Below are 22,376 nucleotides of genomic sequence, written 5' to 3'. Positions count from 1 at the left end.
GATGGGCGGCTGGCTCTTCGACCCCGCGCACTGGTCCGGCAGCGGCGGGATTCCGGTGCGGTTGCTGGAACATCTCGGCTACACGCTGCTGACCCTGGTGATAGCCGCGGTGATCGCGATCCCGCTCGGCGCGTTCGTCGGCCACACCGGCAAAGGCGGGTTCCTGGTCGTCGGACTCTCGAACGTGCTGCGCGCCCTGCCGACCACCGCGGTGCTGATCCTCGTGGTGCTGTGGGCGGGTCTCGGTGACTTCCCGGTGTACGTCGCGCTGGTGCTGCTCGCGATCCCGCCGATCATGGCAGGCACCTACGCGGGCATCCGCGCGGTCGACCCGGTGGCCGTCGACGCCGCGCGAGGTGTCGGCATGCGCGAGTCGGGCGTTCTGCTTCAGGTGGAGATCCCGAACGCGCTTCCGTTGATCTACGGCGGTTTCCGCGGCGCCGCACTGCAAGTGGTCGCGACCGCCACCATCGCCGCCTACACCGGCGCCGGTGGTCTGGGCAGGTTCGTCTTCGACGGCCTCGCCCTGCAGGAGTTCGGTCAGATGCTCGCCGGCGCGGTGCTCGTGGCACTGCTCGCCGTTCTCGTCGACCTGGGGCTCGCCGGCCTGCAACGGCTGACGGTCTCGCCAGGGCTGCGTCCAGTGGGAACCGGAGGAAATCGATGAAGCGCATCGCGACAGTCGTCGCCGCGGCCATGCTCTTGTCGGCATGTGGCGGTGACCCGTTGACGGGCGGCAACAACAACCCGGCCCCGACGGACACGATCGTCGTGGGCTCCGCCAACTTCCCGGAGTCGACCGTGCTCGCCGAGATCTACGCCCAGGCGTTGTCGGCCAAGGGCGTCAAGGTCTCCAAGAAGCTGAACATCGGCAACCGCGAGCTGTACTTCAAGGGCGTGCAGGACGGCTCGATCGACCTGATCCCGGAGTACAGCGGCGTGCTTCTCAAGCACGTCAACAAGGAAGCCCAGGAGGTCGCCTCCGACGAGGTCTACACGGCGCTGAAGAAGGCTCTGCCTGCCGGTTTGACCGTGCTCGACAAGTCCTCGGCCGAGGACAAGGACGCGGTCGTCGTCACCAAGCAGATCGCCGCGCAGTACAGCCTCAAGTCGCTCGACGACCTCGTCCCGTACTGCAAGGACCTCGTCTTCGGCGGCCCGCCGGAGTTCCAGAACCGCCCCGACGGCCTGCCGGGCCTGAAGGCCAAGTACTCCTGCGAGTTCAAGCAGTTCAAGGCGCTCGACGTCGGCGGCCCGCTGACCGTCGCCGGCCTCAAGGACAACGCGGTGCAGGCGGCCGACCTGTTCACGACGGACGCGGCCATCAAGGCCAACGAGTTCGTGGTGCTGGAAGACCCGAAGAGCGTCTTCGCGGCGCAGAACGTGTTGCCGCTCATCAACGAGAAGAAGGCGTCGCAGCAGGTTCGCGACACCCTCAACGCCATCTCGAAGAAGCTCGACACGAAGGTTCTGCTGGACCTGAACGCGAAGCTGTCGTCGCCGGACAAGCCGGAGCCGGAGAAGGTCGCCAAGGAGTGGCTGGCCTCCGCGGGCATCTGATCGTTCTTGGAAGCGGGGCGGGCACATTCGGGTGTCCGCCCCGCTTCCGTTTCACAGCACCAGATCGGCGACGCGTGCGCTGACGTCGACGACGGTCAGCCGGTCGGTGTAGCCGAGCGAGTGGTTGATCCGCCGCATGTGCTCGTTCTCGCTGCTCGTCTCGGTCTCGACGATCTCGATGCCGGTCAGCTGGCGGAGCAGGTGTGCCTTGATCAGTCGCCCGAGGCCCTTGCCGCGATGTGCGGCCACCACACCGGTGTGCCGGTGCTGGCCTGCGGAAGGCCGTGACGGGGTTCGGTGCATCACCGTCACTCCAGCGGCCTCGTCGCCGCACAACGCGAGAACGACCCACACTTCGACCCCGACGGCCAACAGGTTGTCCTCCTCCTGCCGCGCCCGTTCTCGGGTGTACGGGACCACGTTGATCGGACTGCCGTCCAGCGGCTGGTCGTTCATCGCGCCGAGCGCGTCGACGTAGGCGTCGAGCAGCTCGTCCGGCGCTCGCCCGGTCCACTGCACCAGGCGGTACCCGGTGGGGACCTCGCCCACTTCCGGCAGCGGATCAGTGAGCACCAGCCACTGGATGGTCAGCGAACTCACGACGGTGAATCCGCGCCGGACCGCCCATCCCTCATCGCCTCGGGGAATCCACGAGGCACTTGCCACTTCCCGGTTCGCCATGGGCAGGGCGAACCGGAGCAACGCGGTACCGATGCCCCGGCCTCTGCATCGTGGATCTACCACCACGTTGCCCGCGACGAGATGCGTGTTGCCGGCCGTCGGCAGGTATCCGTCCACGTACCCGACGATGAGGCCGTCCTCCCGCGCGACCACGTGTCGCGGGAGCCCCCAGCTGATGTCGGGCACCTGCATCCGCTGCACCCACCCGCTGAACTCCGGCAGCTGGCGGGGTGGCAAGGCTTTCCACCAGATCACGTGAAGGTCGAAGAGCGCGCGCTGGTCGGCCTCGGTGGCAGTGGCGAGGTCGAACTCTTCGATGTCGATTTCCCCCATGCACGCTATGCAATCAGGCGGTGGCGTTCCGTCCAAGCGGCGATCTCGGCTGCGATCTCCTTCGGACGGTCCTCCTGCGCGTGATGCCCTGCCTCACCAACGGAAACGACGTCCAGCGAGGCGATGTTCTCCTCGCACCACGCGCGCAACTGCGGCCCGATCAGCAACGTCGGCGACCCCTCGAAGGTCAGCAGCAGCTTGGGCACCTCAGAAGTCGCAAGCCACGCGTCGTAGGCCTCGATCCGCGGGATCAAAGCAGCCGGCTCCCCGTCGAACGGCATCTGCTTCGCCCAGGCGAGCACGGGGCGTCGGCTCGCGGCGTCGGGGAACGGAGCCAGGTACGCGGCAAGGTCCTCATCCGAGACGGGTGTGCGCACTCCGCCGGTGTACGCCTGGCGCACGAACGCGTCATCGTCCAGCGTCTCGAGAGTGCGAAAGCGCCGCACCCGTTCCTGCGCGGGCAATGGCAACTCCGAATCGTTCATGGGCTTCACGATCGTCTCGAAGAACGCCACCCCAAGAACACGTGAGGGATGCCGCGCGGCCCAGTCGAACGCCAAAGCGCCACCCCAGTCGTGGCCGACGAGCACCACGCGGTCCAGGTCCAGCGCGTCGAACCACGCGTCGAGGTAGCGGGCGTGGTCGGCGAACGAGTACGCGATGTCCGGCCTGCCCGAGCGGCCCATGCCGATCAGGTCGGGTGCCAGGCCGCCTGACTCCGGCAGCACGTGGCGCCAGGCGTGCGAAGAGCCGGGGTTACCGTGCAGGAACACGAACGGCGCGGAGCCAAAAGACTCGTAGTGCATGGTCGAGTCCAGAACAGGAACAACGGGCATGACACGTCCTCAGTCGAGTGAAACGGCGAGCAGCGCGACGAGCGAACGGGAGAGGGCGGCGCGGTCGTCCAGCGGCTCCAGCAGCCGGTCCAGCAACGACGCGACCAGGGCCACGGCGGGTTCGACGACCTCACGACCACGCGCGGTCAGTTCGAGGCGCACGGCTCGTGTGTCGACCTTGTCGCGTGTGCGCCCGACGAACCCCGATGCCTCCAGAGAGCGCGCCAGCTTCGAGACGTACAACGCTTCGAGTCCGGTGTGGTCGGCCAGTTCGCGTTGCGTCGGCCGATCGAGAGCCAGCAGCGACGACAGGACGACGTACTGCGCGTGCGTCAGCCCGAGGGGGTCCAACGCGCGGTCAACGGCCGTCCGCCACTTCATCGCCAGCCGCCACACCAGGTGCCCGGCCGAGAACTCGCTCATGGCAGATACAGTACATGGCTACTATGTACATGGCTACTAAGTGACGACGTGCCCGCCGATGCGCGTGGTCAGCTCCTCGGCCGCCTTGCGGACCTCTTTGGCGAGCTCCGGCCAGATCTGGCCGCACGGCGTGTCGCAGACGTGTCGGAACGTCACCGTGATGGCCGCGATCGGCCGCTCGCCGTGGTCGAACACCGGCGCGGCCACCGACGCGAACCCGACCGTCACGAACCCGTCCTCGACCGACCAGCCCTGACGGCGTTCGGACGTCAGCAACCGGCGCAACGCCGGCAGGTTGTGCGGCCCCCGCCCGGTCCGGTCGACGAACGACGCGACCGACGGGAACAATGCCCTGACCTGCGCCGGAGGCACGTGCGCCAGCATCGCGCGCCCGGACGCCGTCAGATGCGCGGGCAACCGGACGCCGACGTCGGACACGATCGCCTGCGGTTGCCGCGGCTGCTCGCGTACCAGATAAAGCGCCTCGGAGCCGTGCAGAACACCCAGATGCGAGACCTTCTCCATCCGATCGGCGAGCTTGCGCAGCAACGGGCGAGCGAGCCGCTCCAGCGGGTCGTGCCGCAGGTACGCGGAGCCGAGCTCGAACGACGCGACCCCCAACCCGTACCGCTTCTCCTCGGGGAAGTGCGTCGCGAAGCCGGCCTCGGTCAGCTCCGAGAGCAGGTGGTAGGTCGTTGACCTGGGAAGATTGAGCTCGCGCGCCACCGACGCCGCGGAGACCGGGCCGGGTCTGCCCGCCAGCAACCGCAGCACCGCGAGTCCGCGCCGCAGTGCGGGAACGTCACTGCTGCTGCCCACAACAGTGATTTTCCCACGTGATGCAGCCCACGCCGTTCCTCCATCAGTGCACACTCAACAGAACAGCTCCGAGATGCGTTGTAGGTGGCGTGACGGTTCATAAGGGGGTCGGGATTGACACCGAGTTTCGATGACTTCGTGGCAGAACAGGTGACCCCGTTGCTGCGCTACGCCACCGTGCTCACGTGTGACCCGCACCTGGCCCAGGACGTGGTCCAGGAAGTGCTGCTGCGCGCGCAGCAGAAGTGGGATCGCATCGGTTCAGTCGACCTCCCTCACGCCTACGTCAAACGCATGGTGACCAACGAGTACCTCTCGTGGCGCCGCCGCAGGGCCGCCAAGGACGTGGCCCTCTGCATGACGACGCTGGAGTCCGTCACCCCGCCCGTCGGAGACAAGACGCACCACTACGACGAGCGGGAAGCCATGTTGCAGCGGATCGCCAAGCTGCCCCGCAAACAGCGGGCCGCGGTCGTGCTCCGCTACTACGAGAACTACGAGGACTCGGAGATCGCACAGATGCTCGGTTGTGCCGAGGGAACCGTGCGCAGCCACATCTCGCGTGCGCTGGCCACACTCCGCCTGGACCACACGCCGGAGCCCGCTGGTGTCGGGTTGCGGCTCGGGGAGGGCCTGTCGTGAACGACACCGAACAGCTCGTCAAGGACGCGCTCGGCAAACTCGCCGAACGCACCCCGCATCCGGGGCCGACGCTCAACGCACTGCGCCGCAAGCGCAAGAGGCACCGCAACGTCTTCATGATCGCCACTGCCGGTGTCGCCGCCGTCGCCGTCCTGATCTTCGCGGGCGTCATCGCGAGCGACCGGTACTCACCGCCGAGCGGCAGCGACGCGGCCGCCGCGCTCAACACGGACAACGGCCAGACCGTCGCGCTCAAGTACGCACCGCACTGGCTGCCGGACGGCTTCGTCGAGAACTTCCGCGGCACGAACGACCAGGTCTCGCGGGTGTGGGTGCCGGCGGGCGACAAGGGCTACCCGTTCACCGACGGCAAGCCGACGGTCGTCCTCGGCACGAGCGCGGAGCTGCCGGACACGACCGGCTGGGACTCGGTCACCGTCCGCGGCCTGAAGGCGTGGGTGCGGTCGGGTGCCGGTCAGTCGCCGGGCGAGACCGCGCACGTCGTGTGGAAGGCGCAGGACGTCCTGAACGTCGAGGTGCGCGGAGTGGGCGACGTGCGCGGCGTCGCACTGCAAGTCGCTGAGTCCGTGCGGTTCGACACGAAGCTCAGGCACCAGCCGCCGTTCAAGATCGACGGCAGGTTCGCCGACCACGTCTGGGGCGCCACGGCGTCCGCGTGGGAGGCGATGACGAACTGGAAGAACCAGGTCAGCGTCCATGTCTCGCCGCAGCAGCCGGAGCTGTCCGGCCAGACCCAGCCGATCAAGGTGCGCGGCAAGGACGGCTTCCGCACCGGAAACACGGTGTCGGTGCTCGACGCCGGCGTCTGGATCTGGGCGAGCGCCGAGTCGTACAGCGACACCGTGCTCGAGGCGGTGAACAAGGTCGAGCTCGTGTCCTCTCCTGACACGAGCTGGATCGGCAAGAAGCTGTAAACCACTCTGTCTGGAGTCCCAGACACCCATCCGCGCTCCGGGGTCGCTGAGTCGGCCCCGGAGCGCTGTGATGTCTGCATGAGACAACCGGTGGAGCTGGGTCCGAAGCCTCTGACCCTCGAGGACGTGCACGCCGTCGCTCGCGACGGTGCCCCGGTGGAGATCACCGCGGCGGCCCGCGAGGCGGTCACCACCGCCCGCGGCCACATCGAACAGCTCGCCACGGCCGAACGCCCCACCTACGGCGTCTCGACCGGGTTCGGCGCGCTCGCCGTCCGGCACATCCCGCCGGACCGCCGTGCCCAGCTGCAGCGGTCGCTGATCCGCAGCCACGCCGCCGGTTCCGGTCCCGAGGTCGAGCGGGAGGTCGTGCGGGCGCTGATGCTGCTGCGGCTGCGGACTCTCGCGACCGGCCACACCGGTGTCCGGCTGTCCACTGTGGACGCCATGGCGGGCATGCTGAACGCCGGCATCACCCCGGTGGTGCACGAGTTCGGCTCGCTCGGCTGTTCCGGTGACCTGGCGCCCCTCAGTGCCAACGCACTGGCGTTGATGGGCGAGGGCATGGTCCGCAACGCCCGCCACGAGCTCGTCCCGGCCGCCGAGGCTCTCGCAGAAGCCGGCATCGAGCCCGTGCAGCTGGCCGAGAAGGAAGGCCTCGCGCTGATCAACGGCACCGACGGCATGCTGGGCATGCTGTCGCTGGCGATCGCCGACCTGACGAAGCTGCTCGACATCGCCGACCTGACCGCCGCGATGAGCGTCGAGGCGCTGCTCGGCACCGACCGCGTCTTCGAGCCCGAGCTGCACGCGCTGCGCCCGCACCCCGGCCAGAACCTGTCAGCCGCGCGGATGCTGGCGTTCCTGAGGGACTCCGAGATCGTCGCCTCGCACCGCGGCCCCGACTGCACCCGCGTGCAGGACGCGTACTCGCTGCGCTGCTCCCCGCAGGTGCACGGCGCTGCCCGCGACACCGTGGCGTACGCGGCGACGGTGGCCGACCGCGAGCTGTCGTCCGTGATCGACAACCCCGTCGTGCTGGCGGACGGCCGGGTCGAGTCCAACGGCAACTTCCACGGCGCTCCCGTGGCCTACGCGCTGGACTTCCTGGCCATCCCGCTCGCGGACGTTGCCTCGATCGCCGAGCGCCGCACCGACCGCATGCTCGACGTCTCGCGGTCGCACGGCCTTCCGCCGTTCCTCGCCGACGACCCCGGCGTCGACTCCGGCCACATGATCGCCCAGTACACCCAGGCCGCGATCGTGTCCGAGCTCAAGCGCCTCGCGGTGCCGGCGTCCGTCGACTCGATCCCGTCCTCCGCGATGCAGGAGGACCACGTGTCGATGGGCTGGTCCGCCGCCCGCAAGCTGCGCAAGGCCGTGGACGGTCTCACCACCGTGCTGGCCATCGAACTGCTCACCGCCGCGCGTGCGCTCGACCTGCGCGCGCCGCTCAAGCCCGCCCCCGCGACGGCCGCCGCCGTGGCGAAGTTGCGCGAGACGGTCCAGGGACCCGGTCCCGACCGCCACCTCGCACCGGAGATCGCCGCCGCCGAGGCCTTGATTCGAAGTGGAGCCCTCTAGCCATGAAGGACGCACAGAACGTCGTTCGCGCCGACCGCGGCACCGAGCTGACCGCGAAGAACTGGTCCACCGAGGCCGCGCTGCGGATGTTCCACAACAACCTCGACCCCGACGTCGCCGAGCGCCCGGAGGACCTGGTCGTCTACGGCGGCACGGGCAAGGCCGCGCGTGACTGGCCGTCGTTCGACGCGATCTCCCGCGAGCTCGCGAACCTCGAAGCCGACGAGACGCTGCTCGTCCAGTCCGGTCGGCCGGTCGGCGTCATGCGCACGAACGAGTGGGCGCCGCGCGTGCTCATCGCGAACTCGAACCTGGTGCCGGACTGGGCGAACTGGCCCGAGTTCCGCCGCCTGGAGGCCGAGGGCCTCACGATGTACGGGCAGATGACCGCGGGCTCGTGGATCTACATCGGCACGCAGGGCATCCTGCAGGGCACCTACGAGACGTTCGCCGCCGTCGCCAACAAGCGCTTCAACGGCACGCTGCGCGGCACTTTGACGCTCACGGCCGGTCTTGGTGGCATGGGCGGTGCGCAGCCTCTCGCCGTGACGATGAACGAGGGCGTCGCGCTGTGCATCGACGTCGACCCGCACCGCGTGCAGCGTCGCCTGGAGACCCGCTACCTCGACGAGGTCGCGGACGACCTGGACAGCGCCATCGAGCGCGTGTTGGCCGCCAAGGCCGCCGGTGAGGCCGTTTCCGTTGGTGTCGTGGGCAACGCGGCCGAGATCCTGCCCGAGCTGCTGCGTCGCGAGGTCGCCATCGACATCGTCACGGACCAGACCTCGGCGCACGACCCGTTGGCGTACCTGCCCGTCGGTGTCTCGCTGGACGAGTGGCAGGACTACGCCGGTGCGAAGCCGGACGAGTTCACCCAGCGCGCGCGGGAGTCGATGGCTGCGCACGTCGAGGCCATGGTCGGCTTCATGGACCGCGGTGCCGAGGTGTTCGACTACGGCAACTCGATCCGCGGCGAGGCCCAGCTCGGCGGCTACGACCGCGCGTTCGCCTTCCCCGGCTTCGTGCCCGCGTACATCCGCCCGTTGTTCTGCGAGGGCAAGGGCCCGTTCCGCTGGGCCGCGCTGTCCGGCGACCCGGCCGACATCGCCAAGACCGACCAGGCGATCCTGGAGCTCTTCCCGGAGAACGAGCAGCTGGCCCGGTGGATCAAGATGGCTGGTGAGCGCGTCGAGTTCCAGGGCTTGCCCGCCCGCATCTGCTGGCTCGGCTACGGCGAGCGCCACCTCGCGGGTCTGAAGTTCAACGAGATGGTGGCTTCCGGCGAACTGTCGGCGCCGATCGTGATCGGCCGCGACCACCTCGACTGCGGCTCGGTCGCGTCCCCGTACCGCGAGACCGAGTCGATGGCCGACGGCTCCGACGCGATCGCCGACTGGCCGCTGCTCAACGCGCTGGTCAACACGGCGTCGGGTGCGACCTGGGTGTCGATCCACCACGGTGGCGGTGTGGGCATCGGCCGCTCGATCCACGCCGGTCAGGTGACGGTCGCGGACGGCACCGAGCTGGCCGCGCAGAAGATCGAGCGCGTGCTCACCAACGACCCCGGCATGGGCGTCATCCGGCACGTGGACGCCGGGTACGACGAGGCGAAGACGGTGGCTGCGGACAAGGGCGTCCGCATTCCTATGGAGGGTTGATGCTCGACCAGATCGCGAACGTCGGCAAGGACCTCAAGCGCGGTGGCTACTCGCGCCACGGCTACAACAAGCCTGAGCTCGAACTGCGGCACTGGTTCGTGGAGCAGGCGGTCCGGCGCGGTCTCAACGTGGAGACCGACCAGAACGGCAACCTCTGGGCCTGGTGGGGTGAGCGCGGGGACAACGCGCTCATCACCGGCAGCCACCTGGACTCGGTGCCCGGTGGTGGTGCGTTCGACGGCCCGCTCGGGGTGACCTCGGCGCTGGAGGCCGTGGACCTCTTGCAGGCCACGGGATTCAAGCCCAAACGGCCGTTCGCGATCACCGTCTTCGCCGAGGAGGAAGGCGGCCGGTTCGGCGTCGCCTGCCTCGGCAGCCGGCTCCTGACCGGCGCCATCGCCCCGGAGAAGGCGTTGGCGCTCAAGGACCCGGACGGTGTCACGCTGGCCGAGGCCATGAAGGCCGCCGGGTACAACCCCGATCTGGTCGGTCGCGACGAACGGGCGTTGAAGCGCATCGGCCAGTTCGTCGAGCTGCACGTCGAACAGGGTCGTGGTCTGACGGTTCCGGTCGGCGTCGCTTCGAGCATCCTGGCGCACGGCCGGTGGCGGTTCACGTTCAGCGGTGAGGGCAACCACGCCGGCGCCACGCTGATCGAGGACCGGCGCGACCCGATGCTCCCGGCGTCGCAACTGGTTCTGGCAGCGCGCAAGGCGGCCAGGGGCGGCGGGCGTGCCACCGTGGGAAGGCTCGTCCCCAACCCCGGCGGCACCAACGTCATCGCGTCCACTGTGGACGTCTGGCTGGATGCGCGCGACACCGACGACGAGCGCACCCGCGCAATGGTCGCCGAGATCTCCGAGGCGGCTCACCAGGCTGCCAAGGAAGAAGGCTGCGAGGTCACGATCACCGAGGAGTCGTACGGCGACACGGTGTACTTCGACGCGCAGTTGCGGGACGACATCGCGGGAGCGCTCGGGGGCGTTCCCGCGCTGCCGACCGGTGCGGGCCACGACGCGGGCATCCTCGCCGCGCACGTCCCGACCGCGATGTTGTTCGTGCGCAACCCCACCGGCGTGAGCCACGCGCCGGAGGAGTTCGCCGAGCAGTCCGATGTCGACGAAGGCGTCAAGGCTCTTGCCGCCACGATCGAACACCTCGGCTCATGAACTTCTGGTGCGAGCGAGCCTGGTTGCCCACCGGGCTCGCCGAGCGCGTGCTGATCAGGGTCGAGGACGGCAGGATCTCTTCGGTGTCCACAGTGGACACGATTCCGCTGGGTGTCCGCAGGCTGCACGGCGTTGTCGTGCCGGGTTTCGCGAACGCTCACTCGCACGCGTTCCACCGGGCTCTGCGCGGTCGGACGCACGACGGCGGCGGCACGTTCTGGACGTGGCGCGAAGGCATGTACGCGCTGGCGGAGAAGCTCACCCCGCAGTCCTACTACCGCCTCGCTCGGGCGGTGTACGGCGAGATGGCGCTGGCGGGTGTCTCGACCGTCGGCGAGTTCCACTACGTCCACGACAGGTCGAACGAGTTCGGCCACTGCCTGCGGGAAGCCGCCGCGGACGCGGGCATCCGGTTGACGCTGCTCGACACCTGCTACCTCGCGGGTGGCATCGACCAGCCGTTGAACGAGGTGCAGCAACGCTTCTCCGATGGCACCGCGGAGGCGTGGGCGAACCGCGTTCGAGAGCTCAAGTCCGACAACGTGATGCGCGTCGGTGCCGCGATCCACTCGGTCCGTGCGGTTCCTCGCGACCAGATTCCTGTTGTGGCGCAAGCACTCCCGGACGCGCCCTTGCACGTCCACCTGTCCGAGCAGCCCGCCGAGAACGAAGCCTGCCTCGCCGCGTACGGCCTCACCCCGACCGGGATTCTCGCCGAAGCAGGCGCACTCTCGCCGCGCACGACAGCTGTGCACGCCACGCACCTCACGCCAGAGGACATCGCGCTGCTCGGTGGATCCGGCACCGGTGCGTGCTTCTGCCCGACCACCGAGGCCGACCTCGCCGACGGCATCGGGCCGGCCCGCGAGCTGGCCGACGCGGGCAGCCCGCTGTCGTTGGGCAGCGACCAGCACGCCGTGATCGACCCGCTGCTGGAAACCCGCGCCCTGGAGCACAACGAGCGGTTGAGAACGGGTCAGCGCGGCCGTTTCTCACCGGCCGAGCTGCTCCAGGCGGCCACGCGTCACGACGCGCTCGGCTGGGACGCGGGACGGATCGAGGTCGGTGCTCCCTGCGACCTCGTGGCCATCGGCTGCTCGACGCCGCGCACCGCCGGTTCGTTGCCGCAGCAGGTTTTCTTGAGTGCGACGGCGTCCGATGTGGACACCGTGGTGGTCGGTGGCCGAGTGGTCGCGTCCGGTGGCGTGCACGAGACTCTGGGAGACGTCGGCAGGCTGCTGGCGGACGCTATCGAGGAGCTGTGGGCATGAGCGTGCTGATCACCGGCATCGGTGAGCTGACCACGAACACCGAGTCCGCCGGTGACGCGCTGGTCGTCGACGGCTCGGAGATCGCCTGGGTGGGCAGCGCGCGGAACGCTCCGGCGGCCGACTCCCGGATCGACGTCGAAGGCCGCGCGGTGCTGCCCGGCTGGGTCGACAGCCACACCCACCTGGTCTTCGCGGGTGACCGCACCGCCGAGTTCGGTGCGCGCATGGCCGGCAAGCCGTACACCGCGGGTGGCATCGCCGTCACCGTCAACGCGACCCGTGCCGCGAGCGACGCCGAACTGTCGGAGGTCGTCCGCAAGCACGTCGCCGAGGCCCTGAGGCAGGGCACGACGTTCGTCGAGACCAAGACCGGCTACGGCCTGAACGTCCCGGACGAGGTGCGCAGCGCTCGCATCGCCGCTGAGCACGTCGACGAGATCACGTTCCTCGGTGCCCACCTCGTCCCGCCCGGCGAGGACGCCGACACGTACGTCGACCTGGTCCGCGGCGAGATGCTCGACGCCGTCGCACCCCTCGTGCGCTGGGCGGACGTGTTCTGCGAGAAGGGCGCGTTCGACTACGACCAGTCCAAGGCCGTGCTCGAAGCCGCCAAGGCCAAGGGCCTCGGCCTGCGCGTGCACGGCAACCAGCTCGGCGAGGGCCCCGGCGTGCGGCTGGCCGTCGAGCTCGGTGCCGCGTCCGTCGACCACTGCACGTACCTGTCGCACGAGGACATCGACGCGCTGGCGTCGTCGGACACCGTCGCCACGCTGCTCCCGGCCTGCGACCTGTCGACTCGTCAGTCGCTGCCGCCAGCGCGCGCTCTGCTCGATGCGGGCGCCACGGTCGCGTTGGCCAGCAACTGCAACCCCGGCTCGTCGTACACCTCGTCGATGGCCTTCTGCGTGACGACAGCCGTCCTGCAGATGCGCATGACGGTGGAAGAAGCGGTGTGGGCGGCCACGGCCGGTGGGGCGCAGGCGTTGCGAAGGGACGACGTCGGTGTCATCAGGCCTGGTGCGCGCGCTGACCTCCACGTGTTGGACGCGCCGTCGATCACGCATCTGGCGTACCGGCCAGGCGTCCCGTTGACGCACTCGGTGTGGCGTCGGGGCGAACGAGCCATCTGAGAAAGGCGTCTCATAACCCTCCGTGTGGGCCTACTGGCGGAGGGTGCCGCCGCCGTACGGTGCTGGCGTGGTGGACTTCGCGGAGGCCCTGACGAAAGCCGTCGACAACAGCGGCCTCAGCCTCGAACGCATCCAGCACCACCTGGCGGCCCGCGGCATGCAGGTGAGCATCTCCACGCTGAGCTACTGGCGCCGCGGCCGCAGCCGTCCGGAACGGCCCGAGTCGCTGAAGGTCGTCTCCGCGCTGGAGGACCTCCTCGACCTCGGCGAGGGCTTCCTCATCGACAAGCTGGGCGACAAGCGGCCGCGTGGCCGTTGGGTCGGGCAGGCGATGACGCTCGAGGACATGTGGGACTCGCGCGCCACCGACCTCGGCGAGGTCATGGCGCGGATCGACAGGATGCAGCCGAAGACCTCGACGTACCTCAGCGTGAAGGACCGGCAGGTGGTCGGGCCGGACCGGCGTGAGGTCGAGATGCGCTGCACGGGCGTGGTCGAGGCGCTGGAGGACGGCGTCGACAGGTTCCTCGCGATCCAGCTCGCCGATCCGACGGACCTCGGCGTGGCGTCCATCGAGGCGTATCCGCCGTGCCGGCTCGGACGGGTGCGCGGGGAGGACTCCACCGGGTTCCTCGTCGCGGAGATCCTGTTCGACAGGATGCTCAGAGCGGGGGAGACGGCGCTGGTCGACTACACGATCCGGATGCGGCCGGGAGCGGACAGCGAGGTCTGCGACCGGCGGTTCCTGCGGCCGGTGGGCGACTACGTGCTGCAGATCGACTTCCACCCGGACGCCGTGCCGACGCGCTGCTTCTCGTTCGCCAGGCCGTCGTTGCAGGAGCCGGAGACCGCGCTGAACGAGCTGTGGATCGGGAACACCGCGTCCACGCACATCCACGTGCGGAACTCGAAGCCCGGGATCTACGGAGTGCGGTGGGAGTGGGAGTAGCTCCCACCCCCACCGCGTCGCGCCCCCAGTCGATCGATGCCGCTTGCCGAGCCGCATTCGGCGTTGGGCATCAGGGGCTGGCTGGCCTTCGCTGCCGCAGGGAAGCAGCTCCGGCTAGACCTTGAGCAACAGGTTCGGTGAACCCGTCTTGATGTCGGTCAGCTTGTTCGGCGTGGCCGCGTTCACGAGCGCGTCACGCACCTGGGCGGGCGTCGCGTTCGGGTTCGCGCTCAGGTACAGCGCCGCCGCACCCGCGACGTGCGGGGAGGCCATCGACGTGCCGCCCATCGAGCGGGTGCCGGTGTCGTTGCTGTGCGAGGCCGAGACGATGTCGCTGCCCGGCGCCCAGATGTCGAGGCACTTGCCGTAGTTCGACGAGCCGGCCGTCCAGATCGAACGCTTGTCGTTGCGGTCGCTCGCGCCGACGGTGATCGCCTCCGGCGTGCGGGCAGGGGTGAAGTTGCACGCGTCCTGGCCGCTGTTGCCGCCCGCGAGCACGTACGTGACTCCCGCCTGGATGGAGCGCCTGACGGCGTTCTCCAGCGAGCTGTTCGTGCCGCTGCCGCCGAGGCTCATGTTGACCACAGCGGGCTTCTTGGCGTTCTGCGTCACCCAGTCGATGCCGCGGATGATGCCGTCCCACGGGCCGCTGCCGTTGCAGTCGAGCACGCGGACCGCGACGAGCTTGGCCTTCTTCGCGACACCGTAGGTCTTGCCCGCGACCGTGCCGGCGACGTGCGTGCCGTGGCCCTGGCAGTCCTGAGCGACGGCGTCGTTGTCGATGAAGTCGTAACCGTCGGACGCGCGACCCTCGAAGTCGGTGTGGGACTTGCGGATTCCGGTGTCGAGCACGTACGCCGTGACGTTGGAAGCCGTGTTCGGGTACGTGTACTTCTGGTTGAGCGGCAGGCTCGCCTGGTCCACGCGGTCGAGCCCCCAGGTCGGGTTCGACTGTGTCTCCTGGATCGTGGCGACCGTGTTGCGCTCGACGAACTGGACGTCCGGGTCCGCCGCGAGTCGCCGTGCCTGGCGCTCGGACATGCCGGTGACGGAGAAACCGTGCAGCGCGGTGCTGTAGGTGTGCTTCACGGAGCCCTGGTAGCGGGAGGCCAGCGCCGCGGCAGGGGTGCGCGCGCCGTCCTTGAGCACCACGATGTAGCTGCCCTCGACCGCCTGCGCGCCCGCCCCGGGCAGCACAGCCTGTTCGGCGATCGCGGTGGGCGTCCACATCGCCGTGGAAGCGATGCCGAATGCCGCCGCGATGGCGACATGACGCCGTAGTCGTGCCATTGGTTCCTCCTGGCAGGGAATGAACTGGGGAACACGACAAAACTAACGCGGAGTGTGTGAGGGATAACAGGTTCGAAACTTCAGTTCGCAATACTGTCAAAACTGTGGCAGAGCTGTTGTTCTGTGCACTCCACGTGGTGGACGGGCCGGATTCGATCACGGGCCGTAGCATTCGACCGTGGTGGAATTCGCTGAGGCGCTGACGCGGGCCGTCGAGGCCAGCGGTCTCAGTCTGGAGCGGATCCAGCACCACCTGGAGCAGCGCGGCGTGCAGGTGAGCCTGTCGACGCTGAGCTACTGGCGGCGCGGCCGGTCGCGTCCGGAACGCCCGGAGTCCTTGGTCGCGGTCGCCGCTCTGGAGGAGATCCTTCGCCTCGAGCCGGGGACGTTGACGGGCAGTCTGGGCGACCGGCGGCCGCGTGGCAGATGGGTCGAACGGGCCGCCGCGCTGGAGCCGATCTGGCAGGAGGCGGCGATCGACCTGGGCCGCGAGATCGCCCGCGTCGACCAGCTGCTGCCGGCTCCCGCTCGCTACCTCAGCGCGCGTGACGTGCAGGTCATCGGCCCGGACCGGCGCGAGGTCGAGATGCGGTCGACGTCGGTGGTCGAGGCGTTCGAGGACGGCGTGGACCGGATTCTCGTCGCGCGCGTCGCCGACTCCACCGACCGCACCGCAGGGGAGATCCACGCCGAGAAGTCGTGCCGGATCGGTCGCGTGCGCCGCGACGCCGAGCACAAACTGCTCGTCGCCGAGGTGGTGTTCGACCGCGTGCTGCGAGCTGGCGAGACCGCGTTGGTCGATCTCCGGTTCGAGTCCGATCCGGGTGCTCCGAGCTCATCCGCGGACCGCCGGTTCGTCCGGCCGTTGCGCGACTACGTGCTGGAGGTCGAGTTCCACCCCGACGCCGTTCCGGTGCGCTGCTACGGGTTCACGCGCACCGATCCGGAGGCGCCGCACGTGGAGACCGGTGATTTGTGGATCGGCACCACCGCGGCGACGCACCTCCTTGTGCGAGATGCCCGGCCGGGCATCCACGGGATCATGTGGGAGTGGGAATAGCTATTCGAGTTTCCTTTTGTTCGCCGGAAATTTCGTGACGAATGCAGTTTCGAGCTGGAGCAACTCCACGTGGCGTGACGGGGACGCGCGAGGCAGGGTGGAGACATGGAATACACCCACCTCGGTCGCAGCGGTCTGTCCGTCTCCCGCCTGTGCCTCGGCACGATGAACTTCGGCCCAGAGACGTCCGAGGCCGACAGTCACGCGATCATGGACCGCGCCCACGAACACGGCCTGAACTTCTTCGACACGGCCAACGTCTACGGCTGGAAGCAGGGCGAGGGCGTCACCGAGCAGATCATCGGCCGGTGGTTCGCCCAGGGCGGCAACCGTCGCGAAAGGACGGTCGTCGCGACCAAGCTCTACGGCAGCATGGGTGACTGGCCCAACGACAACAAGCTCTCGGCCCTGAACATCCGCCGCGCGTGCGACGAGTCGTTGCGGCGCCTGCAAACCGACTACATCGACCTCTACCAGATGCACCACGTCGACCGGGACACGCCGTGGGACGAGATCTGGGAAGCCTTCTCCGTGCTGCGCCAGCAGGGCAAGGTCATCTACTTCGGCTCGTCGAACTTCGCCGGCTGGCACATCGCGCAGGCAGCAGAAGCGGCTCGCACGCGCGGCTTCCTCGGCCTGGTGTCCGAGCAGTCCATCTACAACCTGATGACCCGCTGGGCCGAGCTGGAGGTCCTGCCGGCGGCTCGTCACTACGGCCTCGGCGTCATCCCGTGGTCGCCGCTGCACGGCGGCCTGCTCGGCGGCGTGCTGCGCAAGCAGCGCGAGGGAGGCGGTTCTCGTTCGTCTTCCGGGCGGTCCGCGGACGCGTTGGAGAAGTACCGCGAGACGATCGACGCCTACGAGAAGCTCTGCGCCGAGATGGGCGAGGACCCGGCCAACGTCGGCCTCGCGTGGCTGCTGCACCAGGAGGGCGTGACGGCGCCGATCATCGGGCCGCGCACGGTGGAGCAGCTCGACAACTCGTTGCGGGCGGCGGAGTTGAAGCTGGACGCCGAGGTGCTCGGCAAGCTGGACGAGCTGTTCCCGGCGCCCGGTCCCAACGGCTCGAAGCCGGCCCCGGAGGCCTACGCCTGGTGATGCGGGGTGAGTGGTTTCCGTCGCCATGGCAACGGAAACCACTCACAGCTCAGCTAGCCGACGCGGACCTTCGTCCACTGCTGCGCCACGCCGCCGTAGCACTCCCACTGGTAGATCGTGCCGCCGTTGAAGTTCTCATTCGGGTTGGCGTCCAGGCAGCGCTGGGTGGCCGCGTTGCGGAGCGTGCCGGGCAGGCCGGGCGACTCGCGCCACTGCTGGGGCGCCCCGCCATGGCATCCCCAGACGTACACCTGACCGCCGTTCCACGGCTGGTTGGGGTTGGCGTCGAGGCACATGCTGGTGTTCAGCACCGGTCTGATGGTGCTGTCGCTGAAGAACAGCCACTTCTGCTCATCGGTGCCGTCGTTCGACCACTGGCGGATGTGCCCGCCGTTCTGGTTGATCTCGGTGCGCAGCGCCTCGAGGTTGCGGTAGGGCGCGAACCCCACGTGCAGGGTGAACGGCCCCTCGACGGCGAACGGCGCGATGCCGGCGTTCGCCGTCTGGTCCTGGGCCGAAGCGAGCGCGCTCCCGGACAACGTCATCGCGATCGCCGCTGCCGCGATCATCACCTTCTTGAACAAAACTCCCCCTCGGAGTTTCCGCTGATGTGACGAGTTGATCGTCGTGGTGCGCCGAGGGGGAGCGCCTGAGCATGACCATGCTCAAAAACGTTGGCAAATAGCCAAAAGCTCCAAAACGCGAGGCTTCGTCAGTCCTCGAAGTCGTCCTCGTCGTCGCGCGCCAGGTAGGTGGCGAGGCGCTCGACGGCCGTCTCGAAGTCCGGGTTGGCGTCGACGAACGAACGGAGCTTGTCGGCGAGCCACGCGAGGGTGACCTCTTCCTCGCCGCGCCGCTTCTCGAGCTCCTCGATGCCGCGATCGGTGTGGTACATGGCAGAACTCCCTTGCAAGACCCAGAAAACAAGCCGCCGGACCCGCAAGGGGCCCGGCGGCTCGTCACTTCGACAACGACTTACTCGAACGCGCGGGTGATGATCTCGCGCTGCTCGACCTCGTGCACCTTGCTCGAACCGGCCGACGGGGCGGCCATCGGGCGGCGGGACACGCGGCGGACGGTGCCCAGGTGCTCGGGGAGGAGCTCCGGCAGGGCCAGGCCGTAGAACGGCCACGCACCCTGGTTCGCCGGCTCCTCCTGCACCCAGCGGACGTCCTTCGCGTTCGGGTAGCGCTCCAGGGTCTCGGTCAGCTTGCGGGCCGGGACCGGGTAGAGCTGCTCGACGCGCACGATCGCCACGTCGCCGCCGCCGCGCTTCTCACGCTCGGCGTGCAGCTCGTAGGAGATCTTGCCGCTGCACAGCAGGACCTTCGTGACCGCGTTCGGGTCCTTGATGGTCGGGTCGTCCATCACCGAGTGGAAGCGGTCGTTGATGAACTCGTCCGTGCCGGACACGGCGGCCTTGAGGCGCAGCATCGACTTCGGCGTGAACACCACGAGCGGCCGGTCGACGCCGTCGAGGGCGTGGCGGCGGAGCAGGTGGAAGTAGTTCGCCGGGGTCGACGGGACCGCGACGGTCATGGAGCCCTCGGCGCACAGCTGCAGCCAGCGCTCGATGCGGCCCGACGTGTGGTCCGGGCCCTGACCCTCGTGGCCGTGCGGCAGCAGGATCACGACGTCGGAACGCTGACCCCACTTGGCCTCACCGGACGAGATGAACTCGTCGATGATCGGCTGCGCGCCGTTCACGAAGTCGCCGAACTGCGCCTCCCACAGGACCAGCGCCTTCGGGTTCGCGACCGAGTAGCCGTACTCGAAACCGAGCGCGGCGAACTCCGACAGCACCGAGTCGTAGACCATGAACTTGCCCTGGTCTTCCGACAGGTTCTGCAGCGGCGTGTACTCCTCGCCCGACTTGCGGTCGATCAGGGTCGCGTGGCGCTGCACGAACGTGCCGCGGCGCGAGTCCTGGCCGGCGAGGCGGATGTTGCGGCCCTCGATCGCGAGCGAGCCGAACGCGAGCAGCTCGGCGAACGCCCAGTCGATGCCGCCGTCGCGCGCCATCTTGGCGCGGCGGTCGAGCACCGGCTTGACGCGCGCGTGCGGCGTGAAGCCCTCGGGCAGGTTCACGTGCGAGTCGGCGATGTGCTCCAGCACCTCACGGCTGATGTGCGTGGGCAGCTTCGCCGGGATCTGCTGCTCGGACTCGACCGACGGGCTGACCGTGATCGGGTGCTTCTCGAGCTCGCGGACCTCGTTGAAGACGTGCTCCAGCTGGCTCGAGAAGTCCTGCAGCGCCTTCTCGGCCTCTTCGACCGTGATGTCGCCGCGGCCGATCAGGGACTCGGTGTAGGTCTTGCGCACCGAGCGCTTCTGGTCGATCACGTCGTACATCGCCGGCTGCGTCATCGAGGGGTCGTCGCCCTCGTTGTGGCCGCGGCGGCGGTAGCAGACCATGTCGATCACGACGTCCTTGTGGAACGCCTGGCGGTACTCGACGGCCAGCTTCGCGACCCAGTAGCAGGCCTCCGGGTCGTCGCCGTTCACGTGGAAGACCGGCGAGCCGATCATCTTCGCGACGTCGGTCGAGTACTTCGAGGACCGCGAGTGCTCCGGCGCGGTGGTGAAGCCGACCTGGTTGTTCACGACGATGTGGACCGTGCCACCGGTGCGGTAGCCGCGCACGAGCGCCAGGTTCAGCGTCTCGGCGACGACGCCCTGGCCCGCGAACGCCGCGTCGCCGTGCATGGCGACCGGCAGGACGGGGAAGAACTCGCCGCCCTGGTCCAGCAGGTCCTGCTTGGCGCGCACGATGCCCTCGAGCACCGGGTCGACCGCTTCGAGGTGCGACGGGTTCGCCGTCAGCGACACCTTGGTCTCGCCGTCGCCGAACATGCGGAAGTACTTGCCCTCGGCGCCGAGGTGGTACTTCACGTCGCCGGAGCCGTGCGCCTGACCGGGGTCGAGGTTGCCCTCGAACTCGCGGAAGATCTGCGAGATCGGCTTGCCGACGATGTTCGCGAGCACGTTCAGGCGGCCGCGGTGCGGCATGCCGATGACGACCTCGTCGAGCTCGTGCTCGGCGGCCTTGTCGAGCACCGCGTCGAGCAGCGGGATGACGGTCTCGCCGCCCTCCAGCGAGAAGCGCTTCTGGCCGACGTACTTCGTCTGCAGGAACGTCTCGAACGCCTCAGCCGCGTTCAGCTTGCTGAGGATGTACTTCTGCACGGTGGCCGGCGGCTTCTCGTGCGGAACCTCGACGCGGTCCTGGATCCAGCGACGCTCTTCGGGCTCCAGGATGTGCATGTACTCGACGCCGACCGTGCGGCAGTACGAGTTGCGCAGCACGCCGAGGATGTCGCGCAGCTTCATCCGCTCCTGGCCGGCGAACCCGCCGACCGGGAACTCGCGGTCCAGGTCCCACAGCGTCAGGCCGTGGCTGAGCACGTCCAGGTCGGCGTGCGAGCGCTGGCGGTAGTTCAGCGGGTCCGTGTCGGCCATCAGGTGGCCGCGGGTGCGGAACGCGTCGATCAGCTCGATGACGCGGGCCGTCTTGTCGACAGCACCCTCGGGGATGTCTGCGACCCAGCGGATCGGCTCGTAGGGCAGCCGCAGCGACGCGAAGATGTCGTCGTAGAAGCCGTCCTCACCGAGCAGCAGCTGGTGCACGCGCTTGAGGAACTCGCCCGACTCCGCGCCCTGGATGATGCGGTGGTCGTACGTGGAGGTCAGCGTGATGATCTTGCTGACGCCCATGTCGGTGAGCGCCTGCTCGCTGGTGCCCTGGAAGTGCGCGGGGTACTCCATCGCGCCGACGCCGATGATCGCGCCCTGGCCCGACTGGAGACGCGGCACCGAGTGGTTCGTGCCGATCGTGCCGGGGTTGGTCAGCGAGATCGTGGTGCCGGAGAAGTCGTCCGCCGTCAGCGACCCGGCGCGGGCCTTGCGGATCAGGTCCTCGTAGGCCTGCCAGAACTGCGTGAACGTCATGTTCTCGCAGCCCTTGACCGACGCGACGACCAGCGTGCGCTGACCGTCCTTGCCGGGCAGGTCGATCGCCAGACCGAAGTTCACGTGCTCCGGCGTGACGACGAACGGCTTGCCGTCGACCTCGGCGTAGTGCCGGTTCATGTTCGGGTACGCGTGCAGCGCCCGGACCACCGCGTAGCCGATGACGTGCGTGAAGGAGACCTTCCCGCCGCGCGTCCGCTTCAGGTGGTTGTTGATGACGATGCGGTTGTCCGCCAGCAGCTTGGCGGGCACGGCGCGCACGCTGGTCGCGGTCGGAACGGTGAGCGAGAGCTCCATGTTCTTCGCGATCGCGGCGGCGGCACCGCGCAGCTGCTTCTGCTCGGGCTCCGCGCTCTGCGTGACCGGCTTCGCCTTCGCCGCCTGCTGCGGCGTGGCCTTGCCGGTCTGCGGCAGCGTGGCCGCGGGCTTCGGCTGTGCCGCCGGCTGGGCGGCGGGCTTCGGGGCGGCGGGCGCGGCCTGGCCGTTGTCGGCGGCCGGCGGGGTCACGGTCGCGGTCGTGGTGGCCGTTCCGCCACCCGCGCTGGCCGTGGCGGAACCGTTGCCGCCCGCACGCTTGTAGTCGGCAAAGAAGTCGTGCCACGCCGGGTCTACCGACGACGGGTCCGCGAGGAACTGCTCGTACATCTCCTCGACGAGCCACTCGTTGGGCCCGAATTGTGACGCAGGACTGCTGCTGGACACGGCTCGCGCTCGCCTCTATCCATCTCGCTCTTGGTGTTGACTCATGCGGTAGTCAGGTTAGTCCCCCAGGCCTGGGGCTTCACACGCTGGAGGCACCTGGCAAGGAGTGCTCTGTCACAGGATCGATCAGGACGGGCCTGACGTCACCGGCAGTTGAGCAATTCTTGATGTGCGTCTCACTACGTCTCCTCTCTTTCGGGCAATGCCGTTGAGCTGTTGGGTGGGCATACGCACCGACCGCAGTGATCAGTTCACGATAGGTACAAC

Annotated in this window: 20 protein-coding genes; 12 read left to right on the top strand and 8 right to left on the bottom strand. The window is 68.7% G+C overall.

Annotated features, from left to right (window positions below; translation table 11 throughout):
- Position 1: 1 nt before the first annotated feature.
- Positions 2–667 carry an ABC transporter permease gene (locus AB0M24_RS36735; RefSeq protein WP_363778084.1) on the top strand — a complete coding sequence of 222 codons (666 nt, stop codon included), beginning with the start codon at positions 2–4 and terminating at the stop codon, positions 665–667.
- The gene (locus tag AB0M24_RS36730; protein ID WP_363778083.1) at positions 664–1,560 is read left to right on the top strand and encodes an ABC transporter substrate-binding protein; all 897 of its coding nucleotides are present in this window, start codon (positions 664–666) and stop codon (positions 1,558–1,560) included. Before AB0M24_RS36735 ends, AB0M24_RS36730 begins: the two co-directional genes overlap by 4 nt.
- A 51-nt stretch (positions 1,561–1,611) precedes the next feature.
- Here AB0M24_RS36730 and AB0M24_RS36725 read toward each other — a convergent pair whose 3' ends face one another.
- Genes AB0M24_RS36725 through AB0M24_RS36710 form a run of 4 tightly spaced genes read right to left on the bottom strand, consistent with a single transcriptional unit; the run spans position 1,612 to position 4,652 of the window.
- Positions 1,612–2,574, bottom strand: a complete 963-nt coding sequence (locus AB0M24_RS36725) for a GNAT family N-acetyltransferase (RefSeq protein ID WP_363778082.1) — start codon at positions 2,572–2,574, stop codon at positions 1,612–1,614.
- Between the two features lie 5 nt (positions 2,575–2,579).
- Positions 2,580–3,410 carry a haloalkane dehalogenase gene (locus AB0M24_RS36720; protein WP_363778081.1) on the bottom strand — a complete coding sequence of 277 codons (831 nt, stop codon included), beginning with the start codon at positions 3,408–3,410 and terminating at the stop codon, positions 2,580–2,582.
- Positions 3,411–3,419: 9 nt separating this feature from the next.
- On the bottom strand, positions 3,420–3,833 hold the full coding sequence (locus AB0M24_RS36715; protein WP_363778080.1) for a MarR family transcriptional regulator: 414 nt from the start codon (positions 3,831–3,833) through the stop codon (positions 3,420–3,422).
- Between the two features lie 36 nt (positions 3,834–3,869).
- A complete protein-coding gene (locus tag AB0M24_RS36710; RefSeq protein WP_363778079.1) occupies positions 3,870–4,652 on the bottom strand; it encodes an IclR family transcriptional regulator in 783 nt (260 codons plus the stop codon).
- A gap of 114 nt (positions 4,653–4,766) precedes the next feature.
- Here AB0M24_RS36710 and AB0M24_RS36705 point away from each other — a divergent pair, with 114 nt between their 5' ends.
- The 8 genes from AB0M24_RS36705 (at position 4,767) to AB0M24_RS36670 (ending at position 13,990) form a co-directional block, all read left to right on the top strand.
- Complete coding sequence (locus AB0M24_RS36705; protein WP_363778078.1) at positions 4,767–5,294, top strand: SigE family RNA polymerase sigma factor; 528 nt, start codon at positions 4,767–4,769, stop codon at positions 5,292–5,294.
- Positions 5,291–6,229, top strand: a complete 939-nt coding sequence (locus tag AB0M24_RS36700; protein WP_363778077.1) for a hypothetical protein — start codon at positions 5,291–5,293, stop codon at positions 6,227–6,229. Before AB0M24_RS36705 ends, AB0M24_RS36700 begins: the two co-directional genes overlap by 4 nt.
- Before the next feature lie 78 nt (positions 6,230–6,307).
- Positions 6,308–7,813: a histidine ammonia-lyase gene (gene hutH, locus AB0M24_RS36695; protein WP_363778076.1), complete on the top strand. Its 1,506-nt coding sequence runs from the start codon at positions 6,308–6,310 to the stop codon at positions 7,811–7,813.
- Between the two features lie 2 nt (positions 7,814–7,815).
- A complete protein-coding gene (gene hutU / locus AB0M24_RS36690) occupies positions 7,816–9,471 on the top strand; it encodes a urocanate hydratase (protein ID WP_363778075.1) in 1,656 nt (551 codons plus the stop codon).
- Positions 9,471–10,640 carry an allantoate amidohydrolase gene (locus tag AB0M24_RS36685; protein WP_363778074.1) on the top strand — a complete coding sequence of 390 codons (1,170 nt, stop codon included), beginning with the start codon at positions 9,471–9,473 and terminating at the stop codon, positions 10,638–10,640. The genes hutU and AB0M24_RS36685 overlap by 1 nt, the downstream gene beginning before the upstream one ends.
- On the top strand, positions 10,637–11,911 hold the full coding sequence (locus AB0M24_RS36680) for a formimidoylglutamate deiminase (RefSeq protein ID WP_363778073.1): 1,275 nt from the start codon (positions 10,637–10,639) through the stop codon (positions 11,909–11,911). The genes AB0M24_RS36685 and AB0M24_RS36680 overlap by 4 nt, the downstream gene beginning before the upstream one ends.
- Entirely contained in the window at positions 11,908–13,041 is a 1,134-nt protein-coding gene (hutI, locus tag AB0M24_RS36675) for an imidazolonepropionase (RefSeq protein ID WP_363778072.1), read from the top strand. The genes AB0M24_RS36680 and hutI overlap by 4 nt, the downstream gene beginning before the upstream one ends.
- Positions 13,042–13,108: 67 nt before the next feature.
- Positions 13,109–13,990 (top strand): hypothetical protein, encoded by an 882-nt coding sequence (locus AB0M24_RS36670; RefSeq protein WP_363778071.1) that lies wholly within the window; start codon positions 13,109–13,111, stop codon positions 13,988–13,990.
- Positions 13,991–14,104: 114 nt separating this feature from the next.
- Here the strand turns inward: AB0M24_RS36670 and AB0M24_RS36665 are convergent, their stop codons facing one another.
- On the bottom strand, positions 14,105–15,280 hold the full coding sequence (locus AB0M24_RS36665) for a S8 family peptidase (RefSeq protein WP_363778070.1): 1,176 nt from the start codon (positions 15,278–15,280) through the stop codon (positions 14,105–14,107).
- A 178-nt stretch (positions 15,281–15,458) separates the two neighbouring features.
- Here AB0M24_RS36665 and AB0M24_RS36660 point away from each other — a divergent pair, with 178 nt between their 5' ends.
- Together AB0M24_RS36660 and AB0M24_RS36655 are read left to right on the top strand one after the other, a co-directional pair.
- Positions 15,459–16,340, top strand: coding sequence for a hypothetical protein (locus AB0M24_RS36660; RefSeq protein WP_363778069.1), 882 nt, complete (start codon positions 15,459–15,461; stop codon positions 16,338–16,340).
- A 105-nt stretch (positions 16,341–16,445) separates the two neighbouring features.
- Entirely contained in the window at positions 16,446–17,438 is a 993-nt protein-coding gene (locus AB0M24_RS36655; RefSeq protein ID WP_363778068.1) for an aldo/keto reductase, read from the top strand.
- 53 nt (positions 17,439–17,491) lie between these two features.
- On the opposite strand, the gene AB0M24_RS36650 is transcribed toward AB0M24_RS36655, so the two are convergent.
- From AB0M24_RS36650 to AB0M24_RS36640, 3 genes are all read right to left on the bottom strand, one after another.
- On the bottom strand, positions 17,492–18,022 hold the full coding sequence (locus AB0M24_RS36650; protein ID WP_363778067.1) for an RICIN domain-containing protein: 531 nt from the start codon (positions 18,020–18,022) through the stop codon (positions 17,492–17,494).
- Positions 18,023–18,150: 128 nt separating this feature from the next.
- On the bottom strand, positions 18,151–18,333 hold the full coding sequence (locus AB0M24_RS36645; protein WP_109639288.1) for a DUF6104 family protein: 183 nt from the start codon (positions 18,331–18,333) through the stop codon (positions 18,151–18,153).
- An 80-nt stretch (positions 18,334–18,413) separates the two neighbouring features.
- Positions 18,414–22,109: a multifunctional oxoglutarate decarboxylase/oxoglutarate dehydrogenase thiamine pyrophosphate-binding subunit/dihydrolipoyllysine-residue succinyltransferase subunit gene (locus AB0M24_RS36640; RefSeq protein ID WP_363778066.1), complete on the bottom strand. Its 3,696-nt coding sequence runs from the start codon at positions 22,107–22,109 to the stop codon at positions 18,414–18,416.
- Positions 22,110–22,376 lie beyond the last annotated feature (267 nt).

Origin of the sequence: Lentzea sp. NPDC051838, assembly GCF_040681245.1 — a bacterium.
Classification (GTDB): Bacteria; Actinomycetota; Actinomycetes; order Mycobacteriales; family Pseudonocardiaceae; genus Lentzea.
This window is presented reverse-complemented; position numbering and strand designations above follow the sequence as displayed.

Excerpts from the sequence above, each read along its gene's own strand:
- AB0M24_RS36735 (WP_363778084.1), top strand. The coding sequence starts at position 2 with ATGGGCGGCTGGCTCTTCGACCCCGCGCACTGGTCCGGCAGCGGCGGG.
- AB0M24_RS36730 (WP_363778083.1), top strand. The coding sequence starts at position 664 with ATGAAGCGCATCGCGACAGTCGTCGCCGCGGCCATGCTCTTGTCGGCA.
- AB0M24_RS36725 (WP_363778082.1), bottom strand. The coding sequence starts at position 2,574 with ATGGGGGAAATCGACATCGAAGAGTTCGACCTCGCCACTGCCACCGAG.
- AB0M24_RS36720 (WP_363778081.1), bottom strand. The coding sequence starts at position 3,410 with ATGCCCGTTGTTCCTGTTCTGGACTCGACCATGCACTACGAGTCTTTT.
- AB0M24_RS36715 (WP_363778080.1), bottom strand. The coding sequence starts at position 3,833 with ATGAGCGAGTTCTCGGCCGGGCACCTGGTGTGGCGGCTGGCGATGAAG.
- hutH (WP_363778076.1), top strand. The coding sequence starts at position 6,308 with ATGAGACAACCGGTGGAGCTGGGTCCGAAGCCTCTGACCCTCGAGGAC.
- hutU (WP_363778075.1), top strand. The coding sequence starts at position 7,816 with ATGAAGGACGCACAGAACGTCGTTCGCGCCGACCGCGGCACCGAGCTG.
- AB0M24_RS36685 (WP_363778074.1), top strand. The coding sequence starts at position 9,471 with ATGCTCGACCAGATCGCGAACGTCGGCAAGGACCTCAAGCGCGGTGGC.
- AB0M24_RS36680 (WP_363778073.1), top strand. The coding sequence starts at position 10,637 with ATGAACTTCTGGTGCGAGCGAGCCTGGTTGCCCACCGGGCTCGCCGAG.
- hutI (WP_363778072.1), top strand. The coding sequence starts at position 11,908 with ATGAGCGTGCTGATCACCGGCATCGGTGAGCTGACCACGAACACCGAG.
- AB0M24_RS36665 (WP_363778070.1), bottom strand. The coding sequence starts at position 15,280 with ATGGCACGACTACGGCGTCATGTCGCCATCGCGGCGGCATTCGGCATC.
- AB0M24_RS36655 (WP_363778068.1), top strand. The coding sequence starts at position 16,446 with ATGGAATACACCCACCTCGGTCGCAGCGGTCTGTCCGTCTCCCGCCTG.
- AB0M24_RS36645 (WP_109639288.1), bottom strand. The coding sequence starts at position 18,333 with ATGTACCACACCGATCGCGGCATCGAGGAGCTCGAGAAGCGGCGCGGC.